Raw genomic sequence first — 22,455 nt, 5'->3', positions numbered from 1 at the left:
ACTGGAAATGTTGTACCGCTTTTATGACTCGGGGTGCCCTTCTTCGTTGAAGGCTGAGAAATACCCGTACCACCTGATCTGGATAATGCCAGCGTAGGGAAGTCAGAGACCGCAGGGTCATTGCTTCTCCCTCGTCTGGCGGGAGCAAACCATGCCTGAGCTGCTGAATCCCGCGCCTGTCGCGCACCTGCGCCACCTGCTGCGCGCCCATTCCCCCCTAGTCCACTGCATGACCAATGACGTGGTGCAGACCTTTACCGCCAATGTTCTGCTGGCCGTCGGCGCCTCGCCGGCGATGGTGATCGATCCCCGCGAAGCGGCGCAGTTTGCCGCCATCGCCGATGCGCTGTTAATTAACGTCGGTACCCTGACCGAAGATCGCGCCGTGGCCATGCGCGCCGCGGTAGAGCACGCCCATCAGGCCGGGAAGCCCTGGACGCTGGATCCGGTGGCGGTCGGCGCACTGACCGTGCGCACGGACTTTTGTCATGAGCTGCTGGCCCTGCAGCCGGCGGCCATTCGCGGCAATGCCTCTGAAATTCTGGCGCTGGCCGGGATGAGCGCCGGCGGGCGCGGGGTGGATACCACCGATACGGCCGCCGCGGCGCTGCCGGCAGCCCAGGCGCTGGCTCGTCGGCTGGCTACCGTGGTGGCGGTCACTGGCGAGGTGGACTACGTCACTGACGGCGAGCGGGTGCTCAGCGTGGCGGGGGGTAATCCGCTGATGACCCGGGTGGTGGGCACCGGCTGCGCGCTGTCGGCGGTGGTGGCGGCGAGCGCGGCGCTGCCGGGAGACCGGCTGGAAAACGTGGCCGCCGCCTGCGGGCTGATGAAGCAGGCCGGGGAGATCGCCGCCCGTCAGGGAGGCCCTGGCAGCTTTATTCCGGCGTTTCTCGACGCGCTGTATCAGGAGGTGCAGGGATGAAACGCATCAACGCCCTGACCATCGCCGGCACCGATCCCAGCGGTGGGGCCGGTATCCAGGCCGATCTGAAAACCTTCTCCGCGCTGGGGGCCTATGGCTGCTCGGTGATCACCGCCCTGGTGGCGCAGAATACCCGTGGCGTGCAGTCGGTCTATCGCATCGAACCGGATTTTGTGGCCGCACAGCTCGACTCGGTGTTCGGCGATGTGCGTATCGATACCACCAAAATCGGCATGCTGGCGGAGACCGATATTGTGGAAGCCGTGGCCGAGCGGCTGGCGCGCTACCGGGTGGCCAACGTGGTGCTGGATACCGTCATGCTGGCGAAAAGCGGCGATCCGCTGCTGTCGGCCTCGGCGGTGGAGACCCTGCGTCAACGATTGTTGCCGCAGGTGTCATTGATCACCCCGAACCTGCCGGAAGCGGCCGCGCTACTCGATGCCCCCCATGCGCGCACCGAGCGCGAGATGCTGGAGCAGGGGCGGGCGTTGCTGGCGCTGGGCTGCGGCGCGGTATTAATGAAGGGCGGCCATCTCGACGACGCCGAAAGCCCGGACTGGCTCTTCACCCGCGAAGGGGAACAGCGGTTTACCACGCCTCGCGTGCAGACCAAAAATACCCACGGCACCGGCTGCACGCTCTCCGCCGCGCTGGCGGCGCTGCGCCCCCGTCATGCGGACTGGGCGGCCACCGTCGCCGAGGCGAAGGCCTGGCTGTCGGCGGCCCTGGCGCAGGCCGACTCTCTGGAAGTGGGCCACGGCATCGGGCCGGTGCACCATTTCCACGCCTGGTGGTAAATGGCAGCGCAACGGGACAGCAGAATCTCCTGAAAAAATGGCCCCCCGGCTGGAAAATAGGCTAAGTCGGTACCAGGCTTAACCTGCCCAAAAAAATTGGGTTGGGATAATGCATGCCGGCTTCGGCCGGCCTTACGGGAGATTGCTATGACTGATATTACGCAGTTGCTGGGCAAAGATGCCGAGAGCCTGTTGCAGCACCGTTGTATAACCATTCCGGCCGACCAGCTGTATCTGCCTGGGGCAGATTATGTTGATCGGGTGATGGTGGATAACAACCGACCACCGGCGGTGCTACGCAATATGCAGACCCTGTACAATACCGGACGCCTGGGGGGAACCGGCTACCTTTCCATTTTGCCGGTTGACCAGGGCGTGGAGCACTCGGCGGGCGCCTCCTTCGCCGCCAACCCGCTGTACTTTGATCCGAAAAATATCGTCGAGCTGGCGATCGAAGCCGGCTGTAACTGCGTGGCGTCGACCTATGGCGTGCTGGCCTCGGTGTCGCGCCGCTACGCGCATCGCATCCCTTTCCTGGTGAAGCTCAACCATAACGAAACGCTGAGCTATCCCACCGAATACGACCAGACCCTCTACGCCAGCGTCGAGCAGGCGTTCAATATGGGGGCGGTGGCCGTGGGAGCGACGATCTATTTCGGCTCGGAACAATCGCGTCGTCAGATAGAAGAAATTTCCGCCGCCTTTGAGCGGGCGCATGAGCTGGGCCTGGTCACCGTGCTGTGGGCCTATCTGCGCAATTCGGCGTTCAAGAAAGACGGCGTCGACTATCATGTCTCCGCGGACCTGACCGGTCAGGCCAACCACCTGGCGGCCACCATCGGCGCCGATATCGTTAAGCAAAAAATGGCGGAGAATAACGGCGGTTACAAAGCGGTTAACTTCGGCTATACCGACGATCGGGTGTACAGCAAACTGACCAGCGATAACCCCATCGATCTGGTGCGCTACCAGCTGGCCAACTGCTATATGGGCCGCGCCGGGCTGATTAACTCCGGCGGCGCTGCGGGCGGGGAGACAGACCTTGCCGACGCGGTGCGCACGGCGGTGATCAATAAACGCGCCGGCGGTATGGGGCTGATCCTCGGCCGGAAGGCGTTTAAGAAATCGATGGCTGACGGCGTGAAGCTGATCAATGCCGTGCAGGACGTCTACCTCGACGGGAAAGTGACTATCGCCTGATAAGCACCGGTATCGTTGGGATCCCCGGTGGCGCGACGCGCACCGGGGTTACCGTTGTGTATGCGCCTTCAGGCCGCGCCGTTACCGCGTCAGCAGCCAGCGGGCGGTATGTTCATCGGTCACCAGACCATTGATCCAGCCGCCTTTAAGGGCCGCCAGGATCGCCGGTCGTTTGTATTCTCCACAGGCCGCGGCAATACGCGGGCAGTAGTTCTGACGGATATCATAGCTGGTGATCATGCGGTTGATCTCGCTGTCTACCACGTGGCCTTCCGCATCGATAAACCGTCCGAGGATCTCTCCGATGCCGCCGCGCGCGGTCAGCTCATCCATTTGCGCCTGATTGATAAACCCGTCTTTAAAGATCGGACTTTGTGTGCCCAGGGGACCAATGCCGACAAAAATCACGTCCGCCTCTCGGGCGACGCCGGAGACGCTGCGGAATAAGCGGTTGGTGCACCACATCTCATACTCCTCTGCGCTGTGGGCGTAGCGCGGCGCCGGCCACTGATAGTACTTGGCTTTTATTTTGCGCGTCAGCAGCAGGGGCACGTCATCGTAATAGTTGCACTCCCCGTCGGCGTTCATGGCGCTGATCAGCGCCACGCAGCGGGTATTCAGGCTGTCAAAATCGATGCGCTGCAGCGCTTTTTTCAGGGTCAGGCCCGAGCCCAGGCCGATGATTTTCTCTTTATCATCCTGCAGATAGCGAGCCATCAGCTGATAGCAGCCAAACGACACGCTGTCGAGGGTGCTTTCTTCGCTAAAGGCGGGGACCACATTACACTCGATTAAGCCGTATTTTTCCTGCAACAACTGCGCATAATCGAGGCAGTTCGCCACCGGATGGTGCAGATTAATCGACACAATCCCTTCTTCTTTCGCGGCGGCGATCAGCCGTTGCACCACCGGTCTGGAGGTGCCTAGCTGGCTGGCAATCTCGCTCTGATTCTGACCGGCGATGTAGTACATCCATGCGGCACGCACCTTCTGATCCAACCGGATATCGTCTTCTTTACTCATGGTTTCCCGCCCTAAGTTGCTAACCAGGGCTCGCAATTGGCCCGGCGAATACCCGCATTCTCGCCGTGGTTGAGATAACTGGCAAGCTTTTGCTCTTATCTGGTCATTTGTAATTTAATTGGGTAATTGCTCTTTTGTGATCCGTGGCTCTTATTTTGGTCAAATGATCAATTACAGTGGCGCCATCAACTCAAGGAGAACAGAACATGAACAATCAATTCACATGGCTTCACATTGGTCTGGGTTCTTTTCATCGCGCGCATCAGGCGTGGTATCTGCATCGTCTGATAGCGTCCGGGGATAAGCGCTGGCACATCGCGGCGGGAAATATTCGTAACGACGCCGAGCAGGTGGTGCAGGCGCTGGCGGCGCAGGGAGGACGTTACGTCCTGGAGACCGTCAGCCCGGAAGGGGAGCGCGAATATGAAGAAATCACTTCTATCCAGAAATTGCTGCCGTGGCAGGCCGGGCTGCAGCCGCTGATTGACGAAGGGGCCAACCCGCAGACCAAAGTTATCGCCTTTACCGTGACAGAAGGGGGGTACTACCTGAACACCCGCCATCAGCTGGAAACCAGTAACCCCGATCTGCAGGCCGACCTGAAAGGCGAGTGCAAAACCATTTACGGCACCCTCGCGCGGATCCTGGAGAAGCGCATGGCCGACAACGCCGGGCCGCTGACCCTGCTCAACTGCGACAACGTGCGCCACAACGGCGAGCGTTTCCACGACGGCATGGTGGAGTTCCTGCAGCTCACCGGCAAACAGGCGGTCATTGAGTGGATGGCGGCCAATACCACCTGTCCGAACACCATGGTAGACCGCATCACCCCGCGTCCGGCGGCCGATCTGCCTGCCCGCATCAAAGCGCAAACCGGGATTGATGACAAAGCGCCGGTGATGGGGGAGACCTTTATCCAGTGGGTGGTGGAAAACCACTTCCGCGATGCCCGCCCGAACCTCGAGGCGGTCGGCGTGGAGATGGTGGAGTCGGTCATCCCGTATGAAGAGGCGAAAATTCGCATTCTGAACGCGTCGCACAGCTGCATTGCCTGGGCGGGAACCTTAATCGGCCAGCAGTATATTCATGAAAGCACGCTCACCGATGCTATCTACGCCATTGCCGACCGCTACGTCACGGAGGATGTCATTCCCTGCCTCGGCGATAACGGCATTGATTTGCCGACCTACCGGGATGTGGTGCTTAAGCGCTTTACCAACCCGTATATCCAGGACACCAACCAGCGCGTCGCCGCCGACGGCTTCTCGAAAATTCCGGCGATGATCGCCCCCACGCTGCAGGAGTGCTATCAGCGCGGCGTCCGCCCTGAGGCGACCGCCATGCTGCCGGCGCTGTTCTTCGTCTTTATGGAGCAGTGGCATAAGGGAACGCTGCCGTATCAGTACCAGGACGGCATCCTGGATGCGCAGGCGGTGCATGAGATGTATGAGGCTCAGGATCCGGTGGCTGTCTACGCCCGCGATAAAGCCCTGTTTGGTGACCTGGCCAACAACGCGGATTTCCTGGCGCTGATGCGCGAGAAAGTCGCCGCCGTTTACACGCTGATTAAATAAGAGGTGGCTATGTATCTGGGTATCGATCTCGGCACATCGGAAGTCAAAGCGCTGGTCATTGATGAGAACTATGAGGTTATCGCCAGCCATAGCGCGCCGCTGAGTATTCAGCGGCCCCATCCGCACTGGTCAGAACAATCGCCGGAGTTATGGTGGGAGGCGACGGAGTACCTGATGAACACGCTACGGGAAAAATGCGCGCAGCACTGGCCGGCCATTAAGGCGATTGGCCTCTCCGGGCAGATGCACGGCGCGGTGTTGCTGGATGACGAGGGGGAGACGATCCGTCCGGCTATTCTGTGGAACGACACCCGCTGCGCCGCAGAGTGCACCGAGCTGGAGGAGATGGCGCCGGAGCTGCATCAGGTGGCGGGAAACCTGGCGATGCCAGGCTTTACCGCGCCGAAGCTGCTGTGGGTGCGCCGTCATGAGCCGCAACACTTTCAGCGCACCGCCACGGTGCTGCTGCCGAAGGATTATCTGCGCTATCGGATGACCGGGAAGAAAGTCTCCGATATGTCGGACGCCGCCGGGACGCTGTGGCTGGACGTGGCGAAGCGCGACTGGTCCGACGCTCTGCTGGACAAGTGCGGCCTGTCGCGCAGCCAAATGCCGACGCTGGTCGAAGGCTGCGAGGTTTCCGCCACCCTTGATCCGCAGGTGGCGGCGCGCTGGGGGCTGAACGCCTCGGTGGTGGTGGCCGGGGGCGGGGGGGATAACGCGGTCAGCGCCATTGGCGTCGGCGCGGTCTCGCCGGGGGATGCGTTTATTTCGCTCGGCACCTCCGGGGTGCTGTTTGTGGTGACCGACGCCTATCGTCCGGCGCCGCAGTCGGCGGTACATGCGTTTTGTCACGTGCTGCCGAACCTGTGGCACCAGATGAGCGTCATGCTGAGCGCCGCCAGCTGTTTGCAGTGGTTCTGCCGCCTGACCGGCACCACGGAGGTGGCGCTGCTGGCGGAAATTGCCGAGCTCAGCGAGGAGGAGAAAGCTCACGCCCCGTTTTTCTTGCCCTACCTCTCCGGCGAACGTACCCCGCATAACGATCCTGACGCGCGCGGCATGTTCTGGGGCATGACCCACGCCAGTCTCCGCGCCCAGCTTGGCTACGCGGTGCTGGAAGGGGTGAGCTTCGGTATCAATGACGGCCTGCAGGCGTTGAAAGAGAGCGGTACGCCGATCGCGCAGTGCTCGCTGGTGGGCGGCGGCGCCCGCAGTCCTTTCTGGGCCCAGCTGCTGGCCGACATTCTCGCTATGCCGGTGGTGACCCATAAAGGGGGAGAGACCGGTGGCGCGCTGGGCGCGGCGCGGCTGGCCTGCCTGGCGGCGGGCAAACCGATTGCCGCGGTGTGTGAAAAACCGGAAGTCTGGCAGACCTGGCGTGCGGATCCCGTTCGCCACCACACCCTGATGCAACGCTACGCGCAGTTTAAAGACCTGTATTTAAACGATCTGAATTATCGGCAGCACTGATTTTCATCATAACAGCCGCTCCGTTGCACGTCGCGGAGCGGCCACCCTGTACCCTGAAAACGAGGTCATTATGTCTATCAATAATAAACAGTGGCTCGGTTTACCCCTGAACCTGCTCTGGGGATACATCGCCATTGCCGTATTTATGACCGGCGACGGTTTTGAATTAGCCTTTCTGTCGCACTATATCAAAGCGCTCGGCTTCTCTCCGGCGGAGGCCTCCTTTGCCTTTACCCTCTACGGCCTGGCCGCCGCGCTGTCGGCATGGATTTCCGGCGTGGTGGCAGAAATCATCACCCCACTAAAAACGATGATGATTGGCTTCGTGCTATGGTGCGTGTTCCACGTGCTATTCCTCGTTTTCGGCCTCGGTCACGCCAACTATGCGCTGATCCTGATTTTCTACGGCATCCGCGGCTTCGCCTATCCGCTGTTCCTCTACTCGTTTATCGTCGCCATTATTCACAACGTAAAAAGCGACAACGCCAGCTCGGCCATCGGTTGGTTCTGGGCGGTGTATTCCATCGGCATCGGCGTGTTCGGCAGCTATATTCCAAGCTTCACTATTCCGCATATTGGCGAACTGGGCACCCTGTGGCTGGCGCTGGCTTTCTGCGTCACCGGAGGCGTGATTGCCCTGGCTTCCCTGCGCCATATTCAGACGCCGCAGCATATGCAGAATCTCACCACTCGCCAGAAGTTTTCTGAGCTGGGACGCGCCGCGACGCTGCTCTATACCAACCGCAATATTCTGCTGTCGAGCATGGTCAGGATTATCAATACCCTCTCGCTGTTCGGCTTTGCGGTCATTATGCCGATGATGTTCGTCGATGAGCTGGGCTTCACCACTTCAGAATGGCTCCAGGTATGGGCAGTCTTCTTCTTCACCACCATTTTCTCTAACGTGCTGTGGGGGATCCTGGGGGAAAAACTGGGCTGGATGAAGGTGGTGCGCTGGTTCGGCTGCATCGGGATGGCGCTCTCCAGTCTGGCGTTTTACTACATCCCTCAGCACTTTGGCCATAGCTTTGCGATGGCGTTGATCCCCGCCATCGCCCTCGGGATCTTTGTCGCCGCCTTCGTGCCGCTGGCCGCCGTGTTCCCGGCGCTGGAGCCGAAGCACAAAGGCGCGGCTATTTCGGTCTATAACCTGTCGGCGGGGATGTCGAACTTTCTCGCGCCGGCGATTGCCGTGGTGCTGCTGCCGTTCTTCAGCACCATCGGGGTGGTGATCGCCTATACCGCATTGTACGTGGTGGCCTTTTTCCTCTGCGCCTTTATCCGCGTGGAGCAGCCGGGGTTCTCCCACAAGGAAGCAACCGCCCACGAGCAGGTTGAATTCTCTTAGGTGATGCGGCTGGCATGCGCTTCATGCCAGCCTTAATGAGGTGAACGAATGAGTATGCAGGCAGTTATTTTTGACATGGATGGCGTGATTATTGATTCCGAGGCGCTGTGGCGACAGGCGCAGATTGACGCTCTCGCGCAGTGGGGGGCAACGGCGAGCGTGGTTGAGTGTGAAACCCTGACTAAAGGCAAACGCCTCGACGAAATCGCCGGCATCTGGTGCCGCTATTTTAAGCTTGAGCTCGACCCGCAGCGGCTTGAAGCCGCGATATTGCAGCGTATTACCGGCCTGATCGCCACAGAAGGCGAACCGATGCACGGCGTACATGAGGCGTTACGTTATTTCCGCGAGGCGGGCTATCAGATTGCGCTCGCCACGTCATCATCCCATCAGGTTATTGCTGCTGTGCTGAACAAACTCTCGCTCTGGCACTTTTTCGACGTGGTCTCCAGCGCGGACGATGAATCACGAGGCAAACCGCACCCGGCGGTGTACCTGACGACCCTGCGCAAGCTCAATCTCAACGCCAGCCAGTGTCTGGTGATTGAAGACAGTTACAACGGCTTTTGCGCGGCTCAGGCGGCGGGTATTCCCACGGCGGTGGTTGCCGAAGATAGCCGGCAGGGTCGCTATCAGGCCGCGGTGGGCCGCTATCAAACCTTACCTGAACTGCTGGAAGCGCTTAACGCGGAGCCAGCGGCGGTCGCATAACTTACGCTTTCGTGAGCGCAGAAAATCCCGGGATGTACACGGTCGGTCACTCTCTTTTCTGCGCTCACGCCCTTTTTTCTCCATGCCGATCCGCCTCACATTTCGCTCATCTTTTGTGAAAACAGTCACGTCTTGTTGTGCCAATGCCCAAATTTATGGCCTTGCTTAGCGGTGTTTGTCCGAGGCACTGCTACGTAATTGTGCTTAGATTATATATTGAAACGTATTTTCAATAATGTGAAACCGCTTTGCCGATTTACTTCTGTCGATCGGATTTGGCCGTGATAAGGATTGAGCATGAAAATTGAATCTGTAAATGTCACCGTTTTCCAGTATCCCACTCGTCGGGTTTCCGACAGCGCCGGGCACTCCCATCCGGGGGCTGAAAGCATGGCCAAAATGGCGATGCTGACCATCACCGCTGATGATGGGGCGCAGGGTTTTTCGTTTGCGCCTCCGGAAGTCGTGCGCCCGTTCGTGGTGAATACTTTTTTTCGCAAAGTGCTGGTGGGACAGGACCCGTTTAACCGCGAGCGTATCTGGCAGGATCTTAACCACTGGCAGCGCGGCAGCGCACATCAGCTAACGGAGCGCGCGCTGTCGTTTGTTGAACAAGCGCTGTGGGACCTGATTGGCCGCAGCCTCAGGATGCCGGTCTACAAGCTGCTTGGCGGCTATCGCGACACCGTCCCGGCTTACGGTAGCACCATGTGCGGCGACGATCTACCGGGCGGCCTGTCGACCCCGGAAGAGTATGCCGCCTTTGCCGAAAAGCTGGTCGCCCGCGGCTACAAGGCCATCAAACTGCACACCTGGATGCCGCCAATCTCTTTTGCGCCCAATCCCAAAATGGATATTAAAGCCTGCGCGGCGGTGCGCGAAGCGGTAGGGCCGGATATTGACCTGATGATTGATGGCTATCACTGGTACAGCCGCGCCGAGGCGCTGTGGATAGGCAAAGCGCTGGAAAAACTCAATTTCGCCTGGTTTGAAGAGCCGATGGAGGAGGATTCGATGTCCTCCTACGCGTGGCTGGCGGAAAACTTGTCGATTCCCATCGTCGGGCCGGAGAGCTTCGGCGGCAAGCACCACATGCGCGCCGAATGGGTGAAAGCCGGAGCCTGCGACATTCTGCGCGCCGGCGCTAACGGCGTGGGCGGTATTGCCCCGACCATGAAGGTCGCGGCGCTGGCGGAATCTTTCGGCATGGATTGCGAAGTCCACGGCAACGGCGCGGCAAGCCTGGCGGTGGTCGGCGCGATTCGTAACTGCCGTTGGTATGAGCGTGGCCTGCTGCATCCGTTCCTCGACTACGATGAACCAGCGGCTTATCTCAACAGCATTGTCGATCCGATGGATGATCAGGGATTTGTGCATTTGTCACAACGTCCAGGCCTCGGTGAAGACATTAATTTTGCGTATATCGAAGCCAATACCGTTAGCCACGACTGATTTAAAAAAATAAATGCCCGGTGGCGCTGCGCTTATCGGGTCTGCGGCCCGGTAGACCGGATAAGGCGAAAATGCCGCCATCCGGCAACATGTACCCTACAGTACAGGCAAACAGAGATATGAAAAAAACCTCCTTACTGGCAGCGTGTATTCTCGCGCTCGCCATGTCGATGGGGAGCGGGGCGGCGGTGGCGAAAACGCCGCCCGATCAGCTCATTATCGGCATGAATATGAATAACCTGCTCACCCTTGACCCGGCGGCGATGACCGGTAACGAAGTGGTGGGGATCGTGGTCAACCTCTACGACTCGCTGGTGGAGCTTGACCCTGAGCAGCTCACCACCGTTAAGCCCGCGCTGGCGAAATCCTGGGATATCAGCCCCGACGGCAAAACCCTGACCTTTCATCTGCGCGATGACGTTAAGTTTCACTCCGGCAACCCGCTGACCGCCGCCGACGTCGTGTGGTCAATGCGGCGCATCCTGCACCTCAACCTGGCCCAGGCCTCGGTATGGAAATCCTATGGCTTCAGTAAGAAAAATATCGACAGCCAGGTCAGCGCGCCGGACCGCTTCACGGTGCAAATCGTATTACCCAAAGATAACGATCCGCAACTGGTGATTTACTCGCTGGCGGCGCTGGGCAACCTCGGGGTGCTGGACAGTAAAACGGTGCAAAGCCACCAGCAGGATAACGATTGGGGTAACCGCTGGCTAACCACCCATGAAGCCGGTTCCGGGCCGTTTACGCTGGAAACCTGGCAGGCAAAAGAGGTGCTGCGCATGAAGCGCAATCCCGACTACTGGCGCGGCGAGGCGAAAATGAGCCGCGTGGTGCTGCGCCATTTCCAGGAGTCGCAAACCCTGCGCCTGATGATCGAAAAAGGCGACCTCGATATTGCCAACAACATGGCGGTTTCCGATATCAACGCCCTGCGCAGCGACCCGCAGCTGACCGTCGATGCGGTGCAGCGCGGCACCATGTACTACGTGGCGATGAGCATGAAAGAGGCGCACTTCGCCAATCCGAAAGTGCGCGAGGCGGTGCGCTATCTGATTGATTATCAGGGTATCAATAAAGCGCTGATGCCGGGCTACGGCGTGCTGCACCAGCGGCCGATTAAGGCGGGCATGCCATCCACGCTGCCCGACCCTGGCTATAAGCTGGACGTGGCGCGGGCGAAAAAGCTGCTGGCGGAAGCGGGATATCCCAACGGCTTTGATACCACGCTGCGGGTACTCTCCGATCAGCCATTTCTTAACATCGCTATAGCCGTGCAGTCGACGCTGATGCAGGCGGGGATTAACGCCAAAATCATCACCGGCACCGGTAACCAGATCTACGGCGCGATGCGCGAGCGTAAATTTGATCTGCTGGTGGGACGCGGCGGCAGCGGGATGGAGCCGCATCCGCACTCCAGCCTGCGCGCGCTGGTCTATAACCCGGATAACAGCGATAAGGCGCGCCTGACCAACTTCCAGGGCTGGCGTACCGGTTTTTACGACCCGCAGCTTAATACGATGATTGACCAGGCCCTGCTGGAACGCGATCCGCAAAAACAGGTGGCTGACTACCAGGCCATCCAGACACGCTACGACCAGCTGGTTCCGGCTTTAATTCCGCTTTCGCAGATGGTTGATTCGGTCGTCGTGCGCAACGAGGTACGGGAGTATCAGCCGCACCCCTCCGCCACCACTTTTCTGCGTGACGTCTATAAAGTCCGCGAAGGAGATAAAGGATGAGTACCGCAATCCTTGCGCCCGGCTCACGCGGCCGGCGCTTATCCAAACGGCTGCTGCAGGTGGTAATTACACTGTTCGGCCTGCTGCTGCTGACCTTTACCATTGGCCGCGTCATGCCCATCGACCCGGTGCTGGCGATTGTCGGCCCGGATGCTGACCAGAGTACCTATCAGCAGGTTTACCAGCAGCTGGGGTTTGATAAATCGCTGACCACCCAGTTTGGTATCTATTTCGTCAACCTGTTGCACGGCGATCTGGGCAACGCGCTGCTGACCGGGAAACCGGTGGTGGACGATATTATCCGTGTCTTCCCGGCCACCATGGAGCTGGCAACGATGGCGATTATTGTCGGCGCGGGTCTTGGTATTCCGCTGGGCGTGCTGGCGGCGGCGCGGCGCAACAGCGTCTCCGATTATGTGGTACGCATTATCAGCCTGGCGGGCTACTCGACGCCGATCTTCTGGGTCGGAATGATGGGACTGCTGGTGTTCTATGCCTGGCTTGGCTGGGTAGGCGGCGCCGGGAGGGTAGACCTCGGGCTGGATGGTGTGGTGCCGCGCCGCACCGGCCTGATGACCGTTGATGCGCTGCTGGCAGGCAACGGCCAGGTGTTCTGGAACGCCATTAATCATCTGATTCTTCCCGCCTCGCTGCTGGGTTTTCACTCGCTGGCTTATATCAGCCGTATGACCCGCAGCTTTATGCTGGCCCAGCTGTCGCAGGAGTTCATTATTACCGCCCGGGTGAAAGGGCTGACCGAGCGTCAGGTTATCTGGAACCATGCGTTTCGTAACATCCTCGTGCAGCTGCTGACGGTGGTGGCGCTGGCCTACGGCGCGCTGCTGGAAGGCGCGGTGCTGATTGAAACCGTCTTCTCATGGCCGGGTTTCGGCTCCTACCTTACCGGTAGCCTGCTGCTGGGCGATATGAATGCGGTGATGGGCTGCGTGCTGCTGGTGGGCGTGATCTTCGTGATGCTCAACCTGCTCTCCGACCTGCTGTATCAATTCTTTGACCCGAGGACAAAATCATGACCGTTTCTCTGGATTCGCCGCTTTCGGGCGGCGCGGGCCGTCGGGTTTATCGGCAAAATGGCGCGCAATCCGCTCACGGCCATCGGCGGAGGAATTATCTTTCTGCTGCTGGTGGTGGCGATTTTCGCGCCGCTGATTGCGCCTTATGACCCGCTGGTACAGGACCTGAACAGTGCGCTGGTCGCGCCGAATGCACAGCACTGGTTTGGCACCGATGAGTTTGGCCGGGATATCTTTAGTCGCCTGGTGTACGGCTCCCGCATCACGCTCTATATCGTGCTGCTGGTCTCGGTGACTGTCGGTCCGCTCGGGCTGCTACTGGGCGTCAGTGCCGGCTATTTCGGCGGTAAAGTCGATATGGTGCTGATGCGCGTCACCGATATTTTCATCTCCTTCCCGAGTCTGGTCCTGGCGCTGGCGTTTGTCGCCGCTTTAGGACCGGGGCTGGAGCACGTGGTTATCGCCATCACGCTGACCGCCTGGCCGCCGATTGCCCGTCTGGCGCGCGCCGAAACGCTCTCGCTGCGCCAGGCCGATTTTATCTCCGCCGTGCGTCTGCAGGGCGCTTCATCGGCCCGCGTCCTCTGGCGCCATATCGTGCCGCTGTGTCTGCCCTCGGTCATTATCCGTATCACCATGAATATGGCCGGGATCATTCTGACCGCGGCCGGCCTCGGCTTTCTCGGCCTCGGCGCGCAGCCACCAGAGCCGGAGTGGGGAGCGATGATCTCCAGCGGGCGCACTTATATGATGGAGTGCTGGTGGGTCGTAACCATTCCGGGGCTGGCGATTCTGATCAACAGCTTAGCGTTCAACTTCTTAGGAGATGGCCTACGTGACATCCTCGATCCCCGCAGTGAATAATGCACCGCTGCTCGACGTGCGCGATCTGTGCGTCGACTTTGTTAACGGTAGCGCGGTGACCCACGCCGTGCGCGGCGTCTCCTTCCAGCTGGGGCATGAGAAGCTGGCCATTGTCGGCGAGTCCGGTTCGGGTAAGTCCACCGTTGGGCGCGCGCTGCTGCAGCTGCATCCGAAAAAGGCCCGCGTCAGCGCCAGCCGGATGCAGTTTGCCGACCTCGATCTGCATCATCTTAGCGAAGCGCAGATGCGCGGCGTACGTGGCAAACGTATCTCTATGATTATGCAGGACCCGAAATATTCGCTTAATCCGGTGGTCTGCGTGGGTAAGCAAATCGCCGAGGCCTGGCTTACTCATCATCCCGGGCGCAAAGATGAGGCGAAAGCCAGGGCGCTGGAGATGCTGGAGGTGGTGCGTATTCGCCAGCCGGAGCGCGTTTATCAGCTTTATCCGCATGAAATATCCGGCGGACAGGGGCAGCGCATCATGATCGCCATGATGCTGATTACCGACCCGGAACTGATCATTGCCGATGAGCCCACCTCCGCGCTGGACGTGTCGGTGCGCCTGCAGGTGCTGGGCCTGCTGGACGACCTGGTTCAGTCGCGCGGGCTGGGGCTGATTTTTATCAGCCACGATATCAACCTGGTGCGTAGCTTCTGCGACCGCGTACTGGTGATGTATGCCGGACGGGTAGTGGAGTCCATTGCCGCTAAAGATCTCGATAACGCCCGTCACCCCTACACTCAGGGATTGATTAACTCGCTGCCGGATATGCAGCATCGTCGCCCGATACTGCCGGTGCTGCAGCGTCAGGCCAGCTGGTTAACGGATTAAGGAGCGGATAATGATTGAAGTTCAACATCTCAACCTCGCGTTTGGCGAGGGGGAGAAGCGTAACCAGGTGTTGTATGACGTCAGTTTCCACGTTAAGCCTGGCGAGATCTACGGTCTGGTAGGAGAGTCCGGTTCCGGTAAAACGACGGTGCTCAAGTGCCTGGCGGGGCTGTTTACCCACTGGCAGGGGGAACTGACCATCGATGCTCAGCCCTTAGGGCATGAAATTAGCCGCGAGCGCTGCCGTCAGGTGCAGATGGTATTTCAGGACCCCTACGGATCGCTGCATCCCCGTCACACCATTGGCGATATCCTCGAAGAGCCGCTTCAGATCCATCGTATCAACGACCGCGACCGGCGGATCAATGCGCTGCTGGATAAAGTTGGCCTCAACCGCGCCTTTCGTGAGCGCTATCCGCATCAGCTCTCCGGCGGGCAGCGGCAGCGCGTGGCGATAGCCAGAGCGCTGATTCTTGAGCCTCAGGTGCTGCTGCTGGATGAGCCGACGTCGGCGCTGGATGTGTCGGTGCAGGCTGAGATCCTTAACCTGCTGGCAGAATTGCAGCGGGAGGCTAAGCTCACTTACCTGATGGTCACCCACGATCTCGGGGTTATTGCCCACTTATGCCAGAAAGTGGCGGTGATGCAGTACGGGAAGATCCTCGAAACCCTGACGGTCGATGCGCTGGTCAGCGGCGAGGCGCGGACGGCCTATTCGCAGATGCTGGTTAACGCCAGTCGGCAATATACGCGCGAAATGGCGCGCGAGGTGGCGGAATACTAAGCTTTATGGCGCATTGTCTCACGGCAGATGCGCCCATTTTAATGGGTAACTATTTGATATTATAGGGGTTTTAGGTTGTAGATATCGTCTATTAATGTAAGTGCGGTGTTTGGATCGATATCCTGCACAGGTTTTTCCTGCAGCCGCAGGTGCCGTTTTACCTCAACATTCAGAGGCTCATTCAACGAACCCGGCTGCTGTATACCAGCCGGGCGGCGTCTTTGCTTTGCGAAGCCTGATCAGCGCAACAGCGGGCAGTCGGGCGGCAGCCGGCAGCGCAGGGCCGCCGGTAACAGCTCCATGCGGAAGGTTTTGCCGCTGAGCGGCTCGCCGTCGAGGTTAAACGTCATCTCATGGGGCGCGGTGATCTCAAACCATGAGGAGACACCGTCAACAATATTCGGCGAGTTTTCCGGATTCGCCAGGGTGCTGAACAGGGCAGGGATCAGCTCTTCGCCGGTGAAAATGCGCAGATGCAGCAGACCATCGTTAATCAACGCCTCCGGGCACAGCTGCTGGCCGCCGCCGGCCTGGCGGCCGTTGCCGATGCCGATGACCAGCGCATCGCCCTGCCAGTGAAAGTTCTCCCCGCGGATCTCGCAGCGGTCCGGCTTCAGGGTATCCATGCGCATCAGACCATGGATTAAATAAGAGACACCGCCGAGCGCGGCTTTGAGTTTTTCCGGCGTTTCGGTGGTGATCCGGGTGCCGAACCCGCCGGTCGCCATATTAATAAAGCCGGTTTTATCATTCACCCGGGCGATATCTATCGGCACATCGCGGCCGACGATCGCCAGCTTGAGGGCGCTGGCCAGATCCTGCGGAATACCGACGCTGGTGGCAAAGTCGTTGGCCGTGCCCAGCGGTAAAATCCCCAGCGCCATCTTGCTGCCGCGCTCCACCAGCGCGGTCGCCACTTCATTAATGGTGCCGTCGCCGCCGCCGGCGATCACCGTTTCAACGTTCAGCTGCAGGGCTTCATCGATAAACCGCACGGCATCGCCCTTTTCCCAGGTGACGCGGACGTGAATATCGATCCCTTCGTCGCGTAACAGGTTAACCGCCTCGCGTAACTGCGGTTCATTGGCACCTTTGCCGTTAAGGATCAGTAAGCTGGCAGGAAACGTAGACATCATCAAGGGAACCTTTATTGCGCAATGTTGCATAAAGTGTACCGCATGACGAAAGCGAAGACCGGAGGAGAGGCAAAAAAATAAGCCCGCGTAAGGGAGATTACGCAGGCTAAGGAGGTGGTTCCTGGTACAACTAGCATTTATGGGTTATGTTTTTCAGCGAAATGGATGATACCTGTTTCGATCGAAACGGTATGTGATCCGATTCTAATATCCTTACTTCGTGAAAAAATAACGCAAATTAACTAGTTACCGTGCGGATTTCTGGTTGTCTGACCAGTAAAGTTGCGCATCAGCAGCGCATACTGCAGGGGCAGGTCGTCCGGCACAGGCAACCATACGGTATAGCCATCGCCCGGGGCCACTGGCATGGCTTCACCTTTGCCATTTTCCATATGCTCGAGGGTGAAGTTGACGTTACCTTGCGGGGTCATCAGCTCGAGGCTGTCGCCGACGCTGAACTTATTTTTGACCGCCACGGCCGCCAGCGGGCCGTTACGCTCCCCGGTGAATTCGCCGACAAACTGCTGGCGCTCGGAGAGGGAGTAGCCGTACTCATAGTTCTGGTAATCGTCATGGGTATGGCGGCGCAGGAAGCCTTCGGTGTACCCGCGGTGGGCCAGTCCTTCCAGGGTCTCCAGCAGGCTGGTATCAAACGGTTTGCCGGCGGCGGCATCGTCGATGGCCTTGCGGTAAACCTGAGCGGTGCGCGCGCAGTAGTAGAAGGATTTGGTGCGGCCTTCGATCTTCAGCGAGTGAACGCCCATCTGGGTCAGACGCTCAACGTGGGCGATAGCCCGCAGATCTTTCGAGTTCATGATGTAGGTGCCGTGTTCGTCCTCAAAGGCGGTCATGTACTCGCCCGGACGTTTGGCTTCCTCAATCATAAAGACTTTATCGGTCGGCGCGCCGATGCCGAGGGTGGGCTCCACGGTCTGCACCGGGATCGGCTCATATTTGTGGACGATGTTGCCGACGTCGTCCTCTTTGCCTTCCGCCACGTTGTATTCCCAGCGGCAGGCGTTGGTGCAGGTCCCCTGGTTCGGGTCGCGCTTGTTGATATACCCGGAGAGCAGGCAGCGGCCGGAGTAGGCCATGCACAGCGCGCCGTGGACGAAAATCTCGATCTCCATCTCCGGCACCTGGCGGCGAATCTCTTCGATTTCATCCAGCGACAGTTCACGGGAGAGGATCACACGGGTCAGCCCCATCTGCTGCCAGAATTTGACCGTCGCCCAGTTGACGGCGTTGGCCTGCACTGAAAGATGGATCGGCATCTCCGGGAAGTGTTCCCGCACCAGCATGATTAAACCCGGATCGGACATGATCAGCGCGTCCGGCCCCATCTCCACCACCGGCTTCAGATCGCGAATAAACGTTTTCAGCTTGGCGTTATGCGGGGCGATGTTGACCACCACATAGAATTTTTTACCCAGCGCGTGGGCTTCATTGATGCCGAGCTGCAGATTTTCGTGATTGAATTCGTTGTTACGCACGCGCAGCGAGTAGCGCGGCTGGCCGGCATAAACGGCGTCAGCGCCATAGGCGAAAGCGTAGCGCATATTCTTCAGCGTTCCCGCCGGGGAGAGGAGTTCTGGTTTAAACATGGTGTTCTCGTTCTGATGACAGGTCAGATTCGCCGCACCTGGTGCGGCGAGTTGGGGAGTGTCCCCACATTAAGGGCGGGCATTGTAGCGCCGCGGCGAAGGGGAGTAAATATCAGATGGGTATCTTTCAGCATGGCTAATTGGTTTGCCATTTTGAACCTGGGCTGTGCTCACACTGACAGCACTAATAACGCCTGGTGGGATAGGCTTTATGGAATTCCCCGGGTTGCGGCGTAAACGCCTTACCCGGGTTACGGATTGCAGACGGCGGTGAACGTGTAGCCCGGCTAAGCGCAGCGCCAGCCGGGAAAAGGCTAACTACGCCAGCCGGCAGGCGTCCGCTTCCCAGCGGTAGCCAACGCCGTAAACGGCGCGAATAAACGACTGCTCGGCGTCCAGCGCCTCCAGCTTGCGCCGCAGGTTTTTGATGTGGCTGTCGATGGTGCGGTCGGTCACTACCCGATAATCGTCATACAGATGGTTGAGCAACTGTTCGCGGGAGAAGACCTTGCCCGGCTCCTGGGAGAGGGTTTTCAGCAGCCGGAACTCGGCGGGAGTGAGGTCCAGCAGCTTGTCGCGCCAGGAGGCCTGAAAACGACCTTCGTCGACAATCAGCGGGCTCTGGGCGTCCAGCGCCTGCAGATCGCGCTGCGGCTTGCAGCGGCGGAGGATGGTTTTCACCCGGGCGACCACTTCCCGCGGGCTGTAGGGCTTGCAGATATAGTCGTCGGCGCCAATCTCCAGCCCCAGCAGTCGGTCGATCTCTTCGATTTTCGCCGTCACCATCACCACCGGAACGTCGGAGAAGCGGCGAATTTCCCGGCACAGCGTCAGACCATCGGTACCGGGCAGCATCAGGTCCAGCAGGATCAGGTGCGGCGGCGTCTGCCGAACGTAGGGCAGGACCTTGTCGCCGTGGTTAATCAGCGTAGGCGCATAGCCGGCGGCTTGCAGATAATCAATCAGCAGCTGGCCGAGCTTCGGTTCATCTTCCACGATAAGAATGCGTGGGGTGTTTTCATCTACAGGCAATTCAGTCATACGTCTCTCGGTAAATCATGTTCCAGAGGTAACTCAACTTTAATGCTAACCCCGCCAAAAGGCGAATGGTCGGCACGCAGGGTGCCGCCGTGGGCCGCGACAATATTGAGGCAAATCGCCAGCCCGAGGCCGGAGCCGCCGCTGGCGCGGTTGCGCGATCCTTCCACCCGGTAAAAGCGCTCGCACAGGCGGGCCAGCTGCTCATTGCTGACCCCGGGGGCGCTATCAGCAAAGTCAATCACCAGCATCCGGCCGCTGCGGCTGGCGGTGATCAGCAGGCTGCCGCCGCTGTCGGTATAGCGCAGGCTGTTCTCCAGCAGATTGTTGAAGAGCTGCATCAGGCGGTCGCGGTCGCCGAAGATCATCGCCTGCTCCGGGAACGACACCTGAATACTCAGCTGCCGGCTGGCGAAGCGCTCGCGAAAAGCGCCCGCGGCCACTTCCAGCAGGGTGATGATATCCAGCGACGTTTTCTGGTAGGCCAGCGCCCCCTCATCGGACATCGACAGCTGATGGAGGTCGTCCACCAGCTTGGTGAGGGTAGCCACCTCGGCCTGCAGGGAGGGGATGGACTCGGGGGTGAAGCGCCGGACTCCATCCTGAATCGCCTCCAGCTCGCCGCGCAGCACCGCCAGCGGAGTACGCAGCTCATGGGAGATATCGGCCATCAGGTCGCGACGCATCTGCTGGTTGCGCTCCAGGGTGCTGGCGAGCTGGTTGAAATCCTGCGCCAGGCGGCCGAGCTCGTCGCCGCCGGTCACCGTCACTCGGGTGGAAAAGTCGCCCGCCGCCAGCTTATGGGTGCCTTCCACCAGCCGCTTCACCGGCGCCAGCAGGCCGCGGGCCAGCGGGAAAGTGGCCAGCGCGGCAAGCAGGGTGGCAAGGGCGACAATCAGCCAGCTGGTGCGCTTTTGCTGCCGGTCGAAGTTAATATCGGTATTGCGCGTCAGCCGCTCGACCGGCGAGGCGATCACTTTGCCTACCTCCACGCCGTTGACCATAATGCTGCGTTGGGTGCCGTCCTCCGGTACGCGCTCACGGGGCCCCACCAGCACGCGGCCCGACTGATCAACCACCCAGAACATGGTGCGCCAGCCGTGGGGCGGCATTTCCGGCCTCGGCGGCGGGGTGTCGCTGGGGCCGTCGGGCGGCCCATCCGGCGGCGGCCCATCTGGCCCCTGACCCTCCATCGGACCCGGCTTCATGCCGTGTCCTGGCGGCGAGTGGTCGTCATTGTCCCGTTCGAAGGTGCGCAGCAGCTGGAAGATAAAGCGGTCGTTGTTGCGCAGAAACGCCCAGCTGCCATGCTGGGCATACTGCTCACTCAGCGCGTCGCCGAGCATGGTTAACCGCTGCTCATTACCGCGCTTGATGTAGTCGATAAACCCACGTTCGAAACTGATACGCACCGCCCAGTGCATGCTGATCAGCAGCACGATGCAGGTGGCGAAAATAGCGAGGAACAGCTTACCGGTAATGCCCGGGCGCCAAAATTTCACGATCCACTCCTGTTGCGTCGACGGATGACGGTATTACTGCCGACGTCATCCGGTACCCGGGAAAAAATGAGCGCCGGGAGGGCGATGATCGTCGCCATGCTCAGATAGGTATAGAGAAAGACCTGATGGGTGCTGGCGGCGTCGAGGCTCATATGCTGCTGGCCATACAACCCCAGCAGCAGCCCGGCGATGGTCACGCCGATACTCATCGACAGCTGCATCACCATCGACAGCAGACTGTTGCCGCTGCTGGCCAGATCGTCCGGGAGATCTTTCAGCGTCAGGGTATTCATCGAGGAGAAGCGACTGGAGTTGATCATCCCCTGCAGAAACAGGACCAGCGGCAACACGTAATACCACCCGGCCAGGGCGCTAAACATAAACAGCAGACTGACCGCCGCCAGGCCCAGGGTGCTGACGACCAGTACGCGGCGGTAGCCGAAGCGGTTAACCACCTGGACCACGATCCGCTTCATGCCCATGCTGCCGAGCACCATCGGGATCATCATCAGCCCGGCGTGGAAGGGGGTAAAGCCGAGGCCGATCTGCAGAAACACCGGGGTCATAAACGGCAGCATGCCGCTGCCGATGCGTCCGGCGAAGCTGCCGCCGAGGCCGAGGGAGAAGGTGCGGTTGCGAAACAGGTGGAGGCTGAACAGCGCCCGGGCGTTACCGCGGGCGTGCCACAGGTACAGCAGCAGGGCGGCGAGGCCGACGGCCACCAGCCCCGCCAGCCAGCGTGACGATATACCGAGCCCTTTCTGACCGTCGAGCGCCAGGGTCAGGGTCGCCATCCCGGCGGCCAGCAGCAGAAAGCCGGAGAGATCGAAGCGCCGGGTCTGCAGGGTGTAGTTGGGCATCAGGCAGAGGGTGGCGATGGCGCCGACGATCCCCACCGGGATATTGATGAGGAAGATCCAGTGCCAGGAGGCATACTCCACCAGCACCCCGCCCAGCGCCGGGCCGAGCAGCGGGCCAACCTGGCCCGGCAGGGTGACGAAAGTCATCGCCGCCATGTACTGATCGCGCGGGACGATCTTCATTACCGTCAGGCGACCGACCGGCACCATCATCGCGCCGCCGACCCCCTGCAGCACCCGCGCCATCACCAGCTGGTCAAGGGTGCTGGCCTGGGCGCAAAACAGCGACCCGGCGGTAAACAGCACGATGGCGGTGAAGAAGATATTGCGCACCCCGACCCGGTCGGCCAGCCAGCCGCTGGCCGGCAGCATGACCGCCACCGTCAGGACATAGGAGACGATGATCATATGCATATGCAGCGGGCTCTCCCCGAGGCTTTTGGCCATCGAGGGGAGGGCGGTGTTAACGATGGTGGTGTCCAGCGACTGCATAAAGAAGCCGAACGCCACTATCCATAGCTGCCAGCGCACGCTGGCCGGGAGGTCTGTCATG

Annotated in this window: 18 protein-coding genes, 1 pseudogene and 1 riboswitch; of the genes and pseudogenes, 13 read left to right on the top strand and 6 right to left on the bottom strand. The window is 60.0% G+C overall.

The features are described 5' to 3' along the window. Positions 1 to 19 precede the first annotated feature (19 nt). A riboswitch (TPP riboswitch) is annotated at positions 20 to 117 on the top strand. A gap of 34 nt (positions 118 to 151) precedes the next feature. From thiM to fbaB, 3 genes are all read left to right on the top strand, one after another. After that, positions 152 to 925, top strand: coding sequence for a hydroxyethylthiazole kinase (thiM, locus tag CWM54_RS17055; RefSeq protein WP_100681759.1), 774 nt, complete (start codon positions 152 to 154; stop codon positions 923 to 925). Continuing rightward, positions 922 to 1,722 (top strand): bifunctional hydroxymethylpyrimidine kinase/phosphomethylpyrimidine kinase, encoded by an 801-nt coding sequence (gene thiD, locus CWM54_RS17050; RefSeq protein ID WP_023323018.1) that lies wholly within the window; start codon positions 922 to 924, stop codon positions 1,720 to 1,722. The genes thiM and thiD overlap by 4 nt, the downstream gene beginning before the upstream one ends. A 147-nt stretch (positions 1,723 to 1,869) precedes the next feature. After that, positions 1,870 to 2,922, top strand: a complete 1,053-nt coding sequence (fbaB, locus tag CWM54_RS17045; RefSeq protein ID WP_004201578.1) for a class I fructose-bisphosphate aldolase — start codon at positions 1,870 to 1,872, stop codon at positions 2,920 to 2,922. An 81-nt stretch (positions 2,923 to 3,003) separates the two neighbouring features. Here fbaB and CWM54_RS17040 read toward each other — a convergent pair whose 3' ends face one another. Then, a complete protein-coding gene (locus tag CWM54_RS17040) occupies positions 3,004 to 3,945 on the bottom strand; it encodes a sugar-binding transcriptional regulator (protein ID WP_100697925.1) in 942 nt (313 codons plus the stop codon). 206 nt (positions 3,946 to 4,151) lie between these two features. Between CWM54_RS17040 and dalD the strand changes: the two genes are divergently transcribed. From dalD to CWM54_RS16990, 10 genes and pseudogenes are all read left to right on the top strand, one after another. After that, positions 4,152 to 5,519 (top strand): D-arabinitol 4-dehydrogenase, encoded by a 1,368-nt coding sequence (gene dalD, locus CWM54_RS17035; RefSeq protein ID WP_100697923.1) that lies wholly within the window; start codon positions 4,152 to 4,154, stop codon positions 5,517 to 5,519. A gap of 9 nt (positions 5,520 to 5,528) precedes the next feature. Continuing rightward, positions 5,529 to 6,992, top strand: a complete 1,464-nt coding sequence (gene xylB / locus CWM54_RS17030) for a xylulokinase (protein WP_100697921.1) — start codon at positions 5,529 to 5,531, stop codon at positions 6,990 to 6,992. 70 nt (positions 6,993 to 7,062) lie between these two features. Further along, the gene (gene dalT, locus CWM54_RS17025; RefSeq protein ID WP_100697919.1) at positions 7,063 to 8,340 is read left to right on the top strand and encodes a D-arabinitol transporter; all 1,278 of its coding nucleotides are present in this window, start codon (positions 7,063 to 7,065) and stop codon (positions 8,338 to 8,340) included. Positions 8,341 to 8,388: 48 nt separating this feature from the next. Further along, a complete protein-coding gene (locus CWM54_RS17020) occupies positions 8,389 to 9,051 on the top strand; it encodes an HAD family hydrolase (RefSeq protein ID WP_100697917.1) in 663 nt (220 codons plus the stop codon). 297 nt (positions 9,052 to 9,348) lie between these two features. Beyond that, complete coding sequence (locus CWM54_RS17015) at positions 9,349 to 10,503, top strand: mandelate racemase family protein (RefSeq protein WP_074388072.1); 1,155 nt, start codon at positions 9,349 to 9,351, stop codon at positions 10,501 to 10,503. 119 nt (positions 10,504 to 10,622) lie between these two features. Further along, positions 10,623 to 12,245, top strand: coding sequence for an ABC transporter substrate-binding protein (locus CWM54_RS17010; RefSeq protein ID WP_087653851.1), 1,623 nt, complete (start codon positions 10,623 to 10,625; stop codon positions 12,243 to 12,245). Continuing rightward, positions 12,242 to 13,279 (top strand): ABC transporter permease, encoded by a 1,038-nt coding sequence (locus tag CWM54_RS17005; protein WP_012541059.1) that lies wholly within the window; start codon positions 12,242 to 12,244, stop codon positions 13,277 to 13,279. Before CWM54_RS17010 ends, CWM54_RS17005 begins: the two co-directional genes overlap by 4 nt. Beyond that, positions 13,276 to 14,143 (top strand): annotated as a pseudogene (locus CWM54_RS17000) (ABC transporter permease). Before CWM54_RS17005 ends, CWM54_RS17000 begins: the two are co-directional and overlap by 4 nt. Further along, on the top strand, positions 14,115 to 14,978 hold the full coding sequence (locus tag CWM54_RS16995; protein WP_100698113.1) for an ABC transporter ATP-binding protein: 864 nt from the start codon (positions 14,115 to 14,117) through the stop codon (positions 14,976 to 14,978). Before CWM54_RS17000 ends, CWM54_RS16995 begins: the two are co-directional and overlap by 29 nt. A gap of 10 nt (positions 14,979 to 14,988) precedes the next feature. Further along, complete coding sequence (locus tag CWM54_RS16990; RefSeq protein ID WP_100676378.1) at positions 14,989 to 15,762, top strand: ABC transporter ATP-binding protein; 774 nt, start codon at positions 14,989 to 14,991, stop codon at positions 15,760 to 15,762. A 239-nt stretch (positions 15,763 to 16,001) separates the two neighbouring features. On the opposite strand, the gene yegS is transcribed toward CWM54_RS16990, so the two are convergent. The 5 genes from yegS to CWM54_RS16965 all read right to left on the bottom strand — a co-directional run bounded on the left by yegS (position 16,002) and on the right by CWM54_RS16965 (position 22,454). Further along, positions 16,002 to 16,898, bottom strand: coding sequence for a lipid kinase YegS (yegS, locus tag CWM54_RS16985; RefSeq protein ID WP_008804075.1), 897 nt, complete (start codon positions 16,896 to 16,898; stop codon positions 16,002 to 16,004). Between the two features lie 242 nt (positions 16,899 to 17,140). Continuing rightward, positions 17,141 to 18,502 (bottom strand): tRNA 5-hydroxyuridine modification protein YegQ, encoded by a 1,362-nt coding sequence (gene yegQ, locus CWM54_RS16980; protein ID WP_008804076.1) that lies wholly within the window; start codon positions 18,500 to 18,502, stop codon positions 17,141 to 17,143. Between the two features lie 318 nt (positions 18,503 to 18,820). Then, a complete protein-coding gene (gene baeR, locus CWM54_RS16975; RefSeq protein ID WP_004201558.1) occupies positions 18,821 to 19,543 on the bottom strand; it encodes a two-component system response regulator BaeR in 723 nt (240 codons plus the stop codon). Continuing rightward, the gene (baeS, locus tag CWM54_RS16970; protein WP_100697913.1) at positions 19,540 to 21,042 is read right to left on the bottom strand and encodes a two-component system sensor histidine kinase BaeS; all 1,503 of its coding nucleotides are present in this window, start codon (positions 21,040 to 21,042) and stop codon (positions 19,540 to 19,542) included. The genes baeR and baeS overlap by 4 nt, the downstream gene beginning before the upstream one ends. Then, positions 21,039 to 22,454 carry an MFS transporter gene (locus CWM54_RS16965; protein WP_100697911.1) on the bottom strand — a complete coding sequence of 472 codons (1,416 nt, stop codon included), beginning with the start codon at positions 22,452 to 22,454 and terminating at the stop codon, positions 21,039 to 21,041. Before CWM54_RS16965 ends, baeS begins: the two co-directional genes overlap by 4 nt. Between the last annotated feature and the right edge of the window lies 1 nt (position 22,455).

It is taken from the genome of Klebsiella sp. D-Nf1 (genome assembly GCF_002810515.1).
Lineage (GTDB): Bacteria > Pseudomonadota > Gammaproteobacteria > Enterobacterales > Enterobacteriaceae > Klebsiella > Klebsiella variicola.
Note: the sequence above shows the minus strand (reverse complement) of the source record. Positions and strands in the feature narration are given on the sequence as shown.

Coding starts and splice junctions, on each gene's coding strand:
- CWM54_RS17015 (WP_074388072.1), top strand. CDS start 9,349: ATGAAAATTGAATCTGTAAATGTCACCGTTTTCCAGTATCCCACTCGT.
- thiD (WP_023323018.1), top strand. CDS start 922: ATGAAACGCATCAACGCCCTGACCATCGCCGGCACCGATCCCAGCGGT.
- xylB (WP_100697921.1), top strand. CDS start 5,529: ATGTATCTGGGTATCGATCTCGGCACATCGGAAGTCAAAGCGCTGGTC.
- thiM (WP_100681759.1), top strand. CDS start 152: ATGCCTGAGCTGCTGAATCCCGCGCCTGTCGCGCACCTGCGCCACCTG.
- dalT (WP_100697919.1), top strand. CDS start 7,063: ATGTCTATCAATAATAAACAGTGGCTCGGTTTACCCCTGAACCTGCTC.
- CWM54_RS16965 (WP_100697911.1), bottom strand. CDS start 22,454: ATGACAGACCTCCCGGCCAGCGTGCGCTGGCAGCTATGGATAGTGGCG.
- CWM54_RS17040 (WP_100697925.1), bottom strand. CDS start 3,945: ATGAGTAAAGAAGACGATATCCGGTTGGATCAGAAGGTGCGTGCCGCA.
- CWM54_RS17020 (WP_100697917.1), top strand. CDS start 8,389: ATGAGTATGCAGGCAGTTATTTTTGACATGGATGGCGTGATTATTGAT.
- CWM54_RS17005 (WP_012541059.1), top strand. CDS start 12,242: ATGAGTACCGCAATCCTTGCGCCCGGCTCACGCGGCCGGCGCTTATCC.
- CWM54_RS16990 (WP_100676378.1), top strand. CDS start 14,989: ATGATTGAAGTTCAACATCTCAACCTCGCGTTTGGCGAGGGGGAGAAG.
- fbaB (WP_004201578.1), top strand. CDS start 1,870: ATGACTGATATTACGCAGTTGCTGGGCAAAGATGCCGAGAGCCTGTTG.
- yegS (WP_008804075.1), bottom strand. CDS start 16,898: ATGATGTCTACGTTTCCTGCCAGCTTACTGATCCTTAACGGCAAAGGT.
- CWM54_RS17010 (WP_087653851.1), top strand. CDS start 10,623: ATGAAAAAAACCTCCTTACTGGCAGCGTGTATTCTCGCGCTCGCCATG.
- yegQ (WP_008804076.1), bottom strand. CDS start 18,502: ATGTTTAAACCAGAACTCCTCTCCCCGGCGGGAACGCTGAAGAATATG.
- baeR (WP_004201558.1), bottom strand. CDS start 19,543: ATGACTGAATTGCCTGTAGATGAAAACACCCCACGCATTCTTATCGTG.
- dalD (WP_100697923.1), top strand. CDS start 4,152: ATGAACAATCAATTCACATGGCTTCACATTGGTCTGGGTTCTTTTCAT.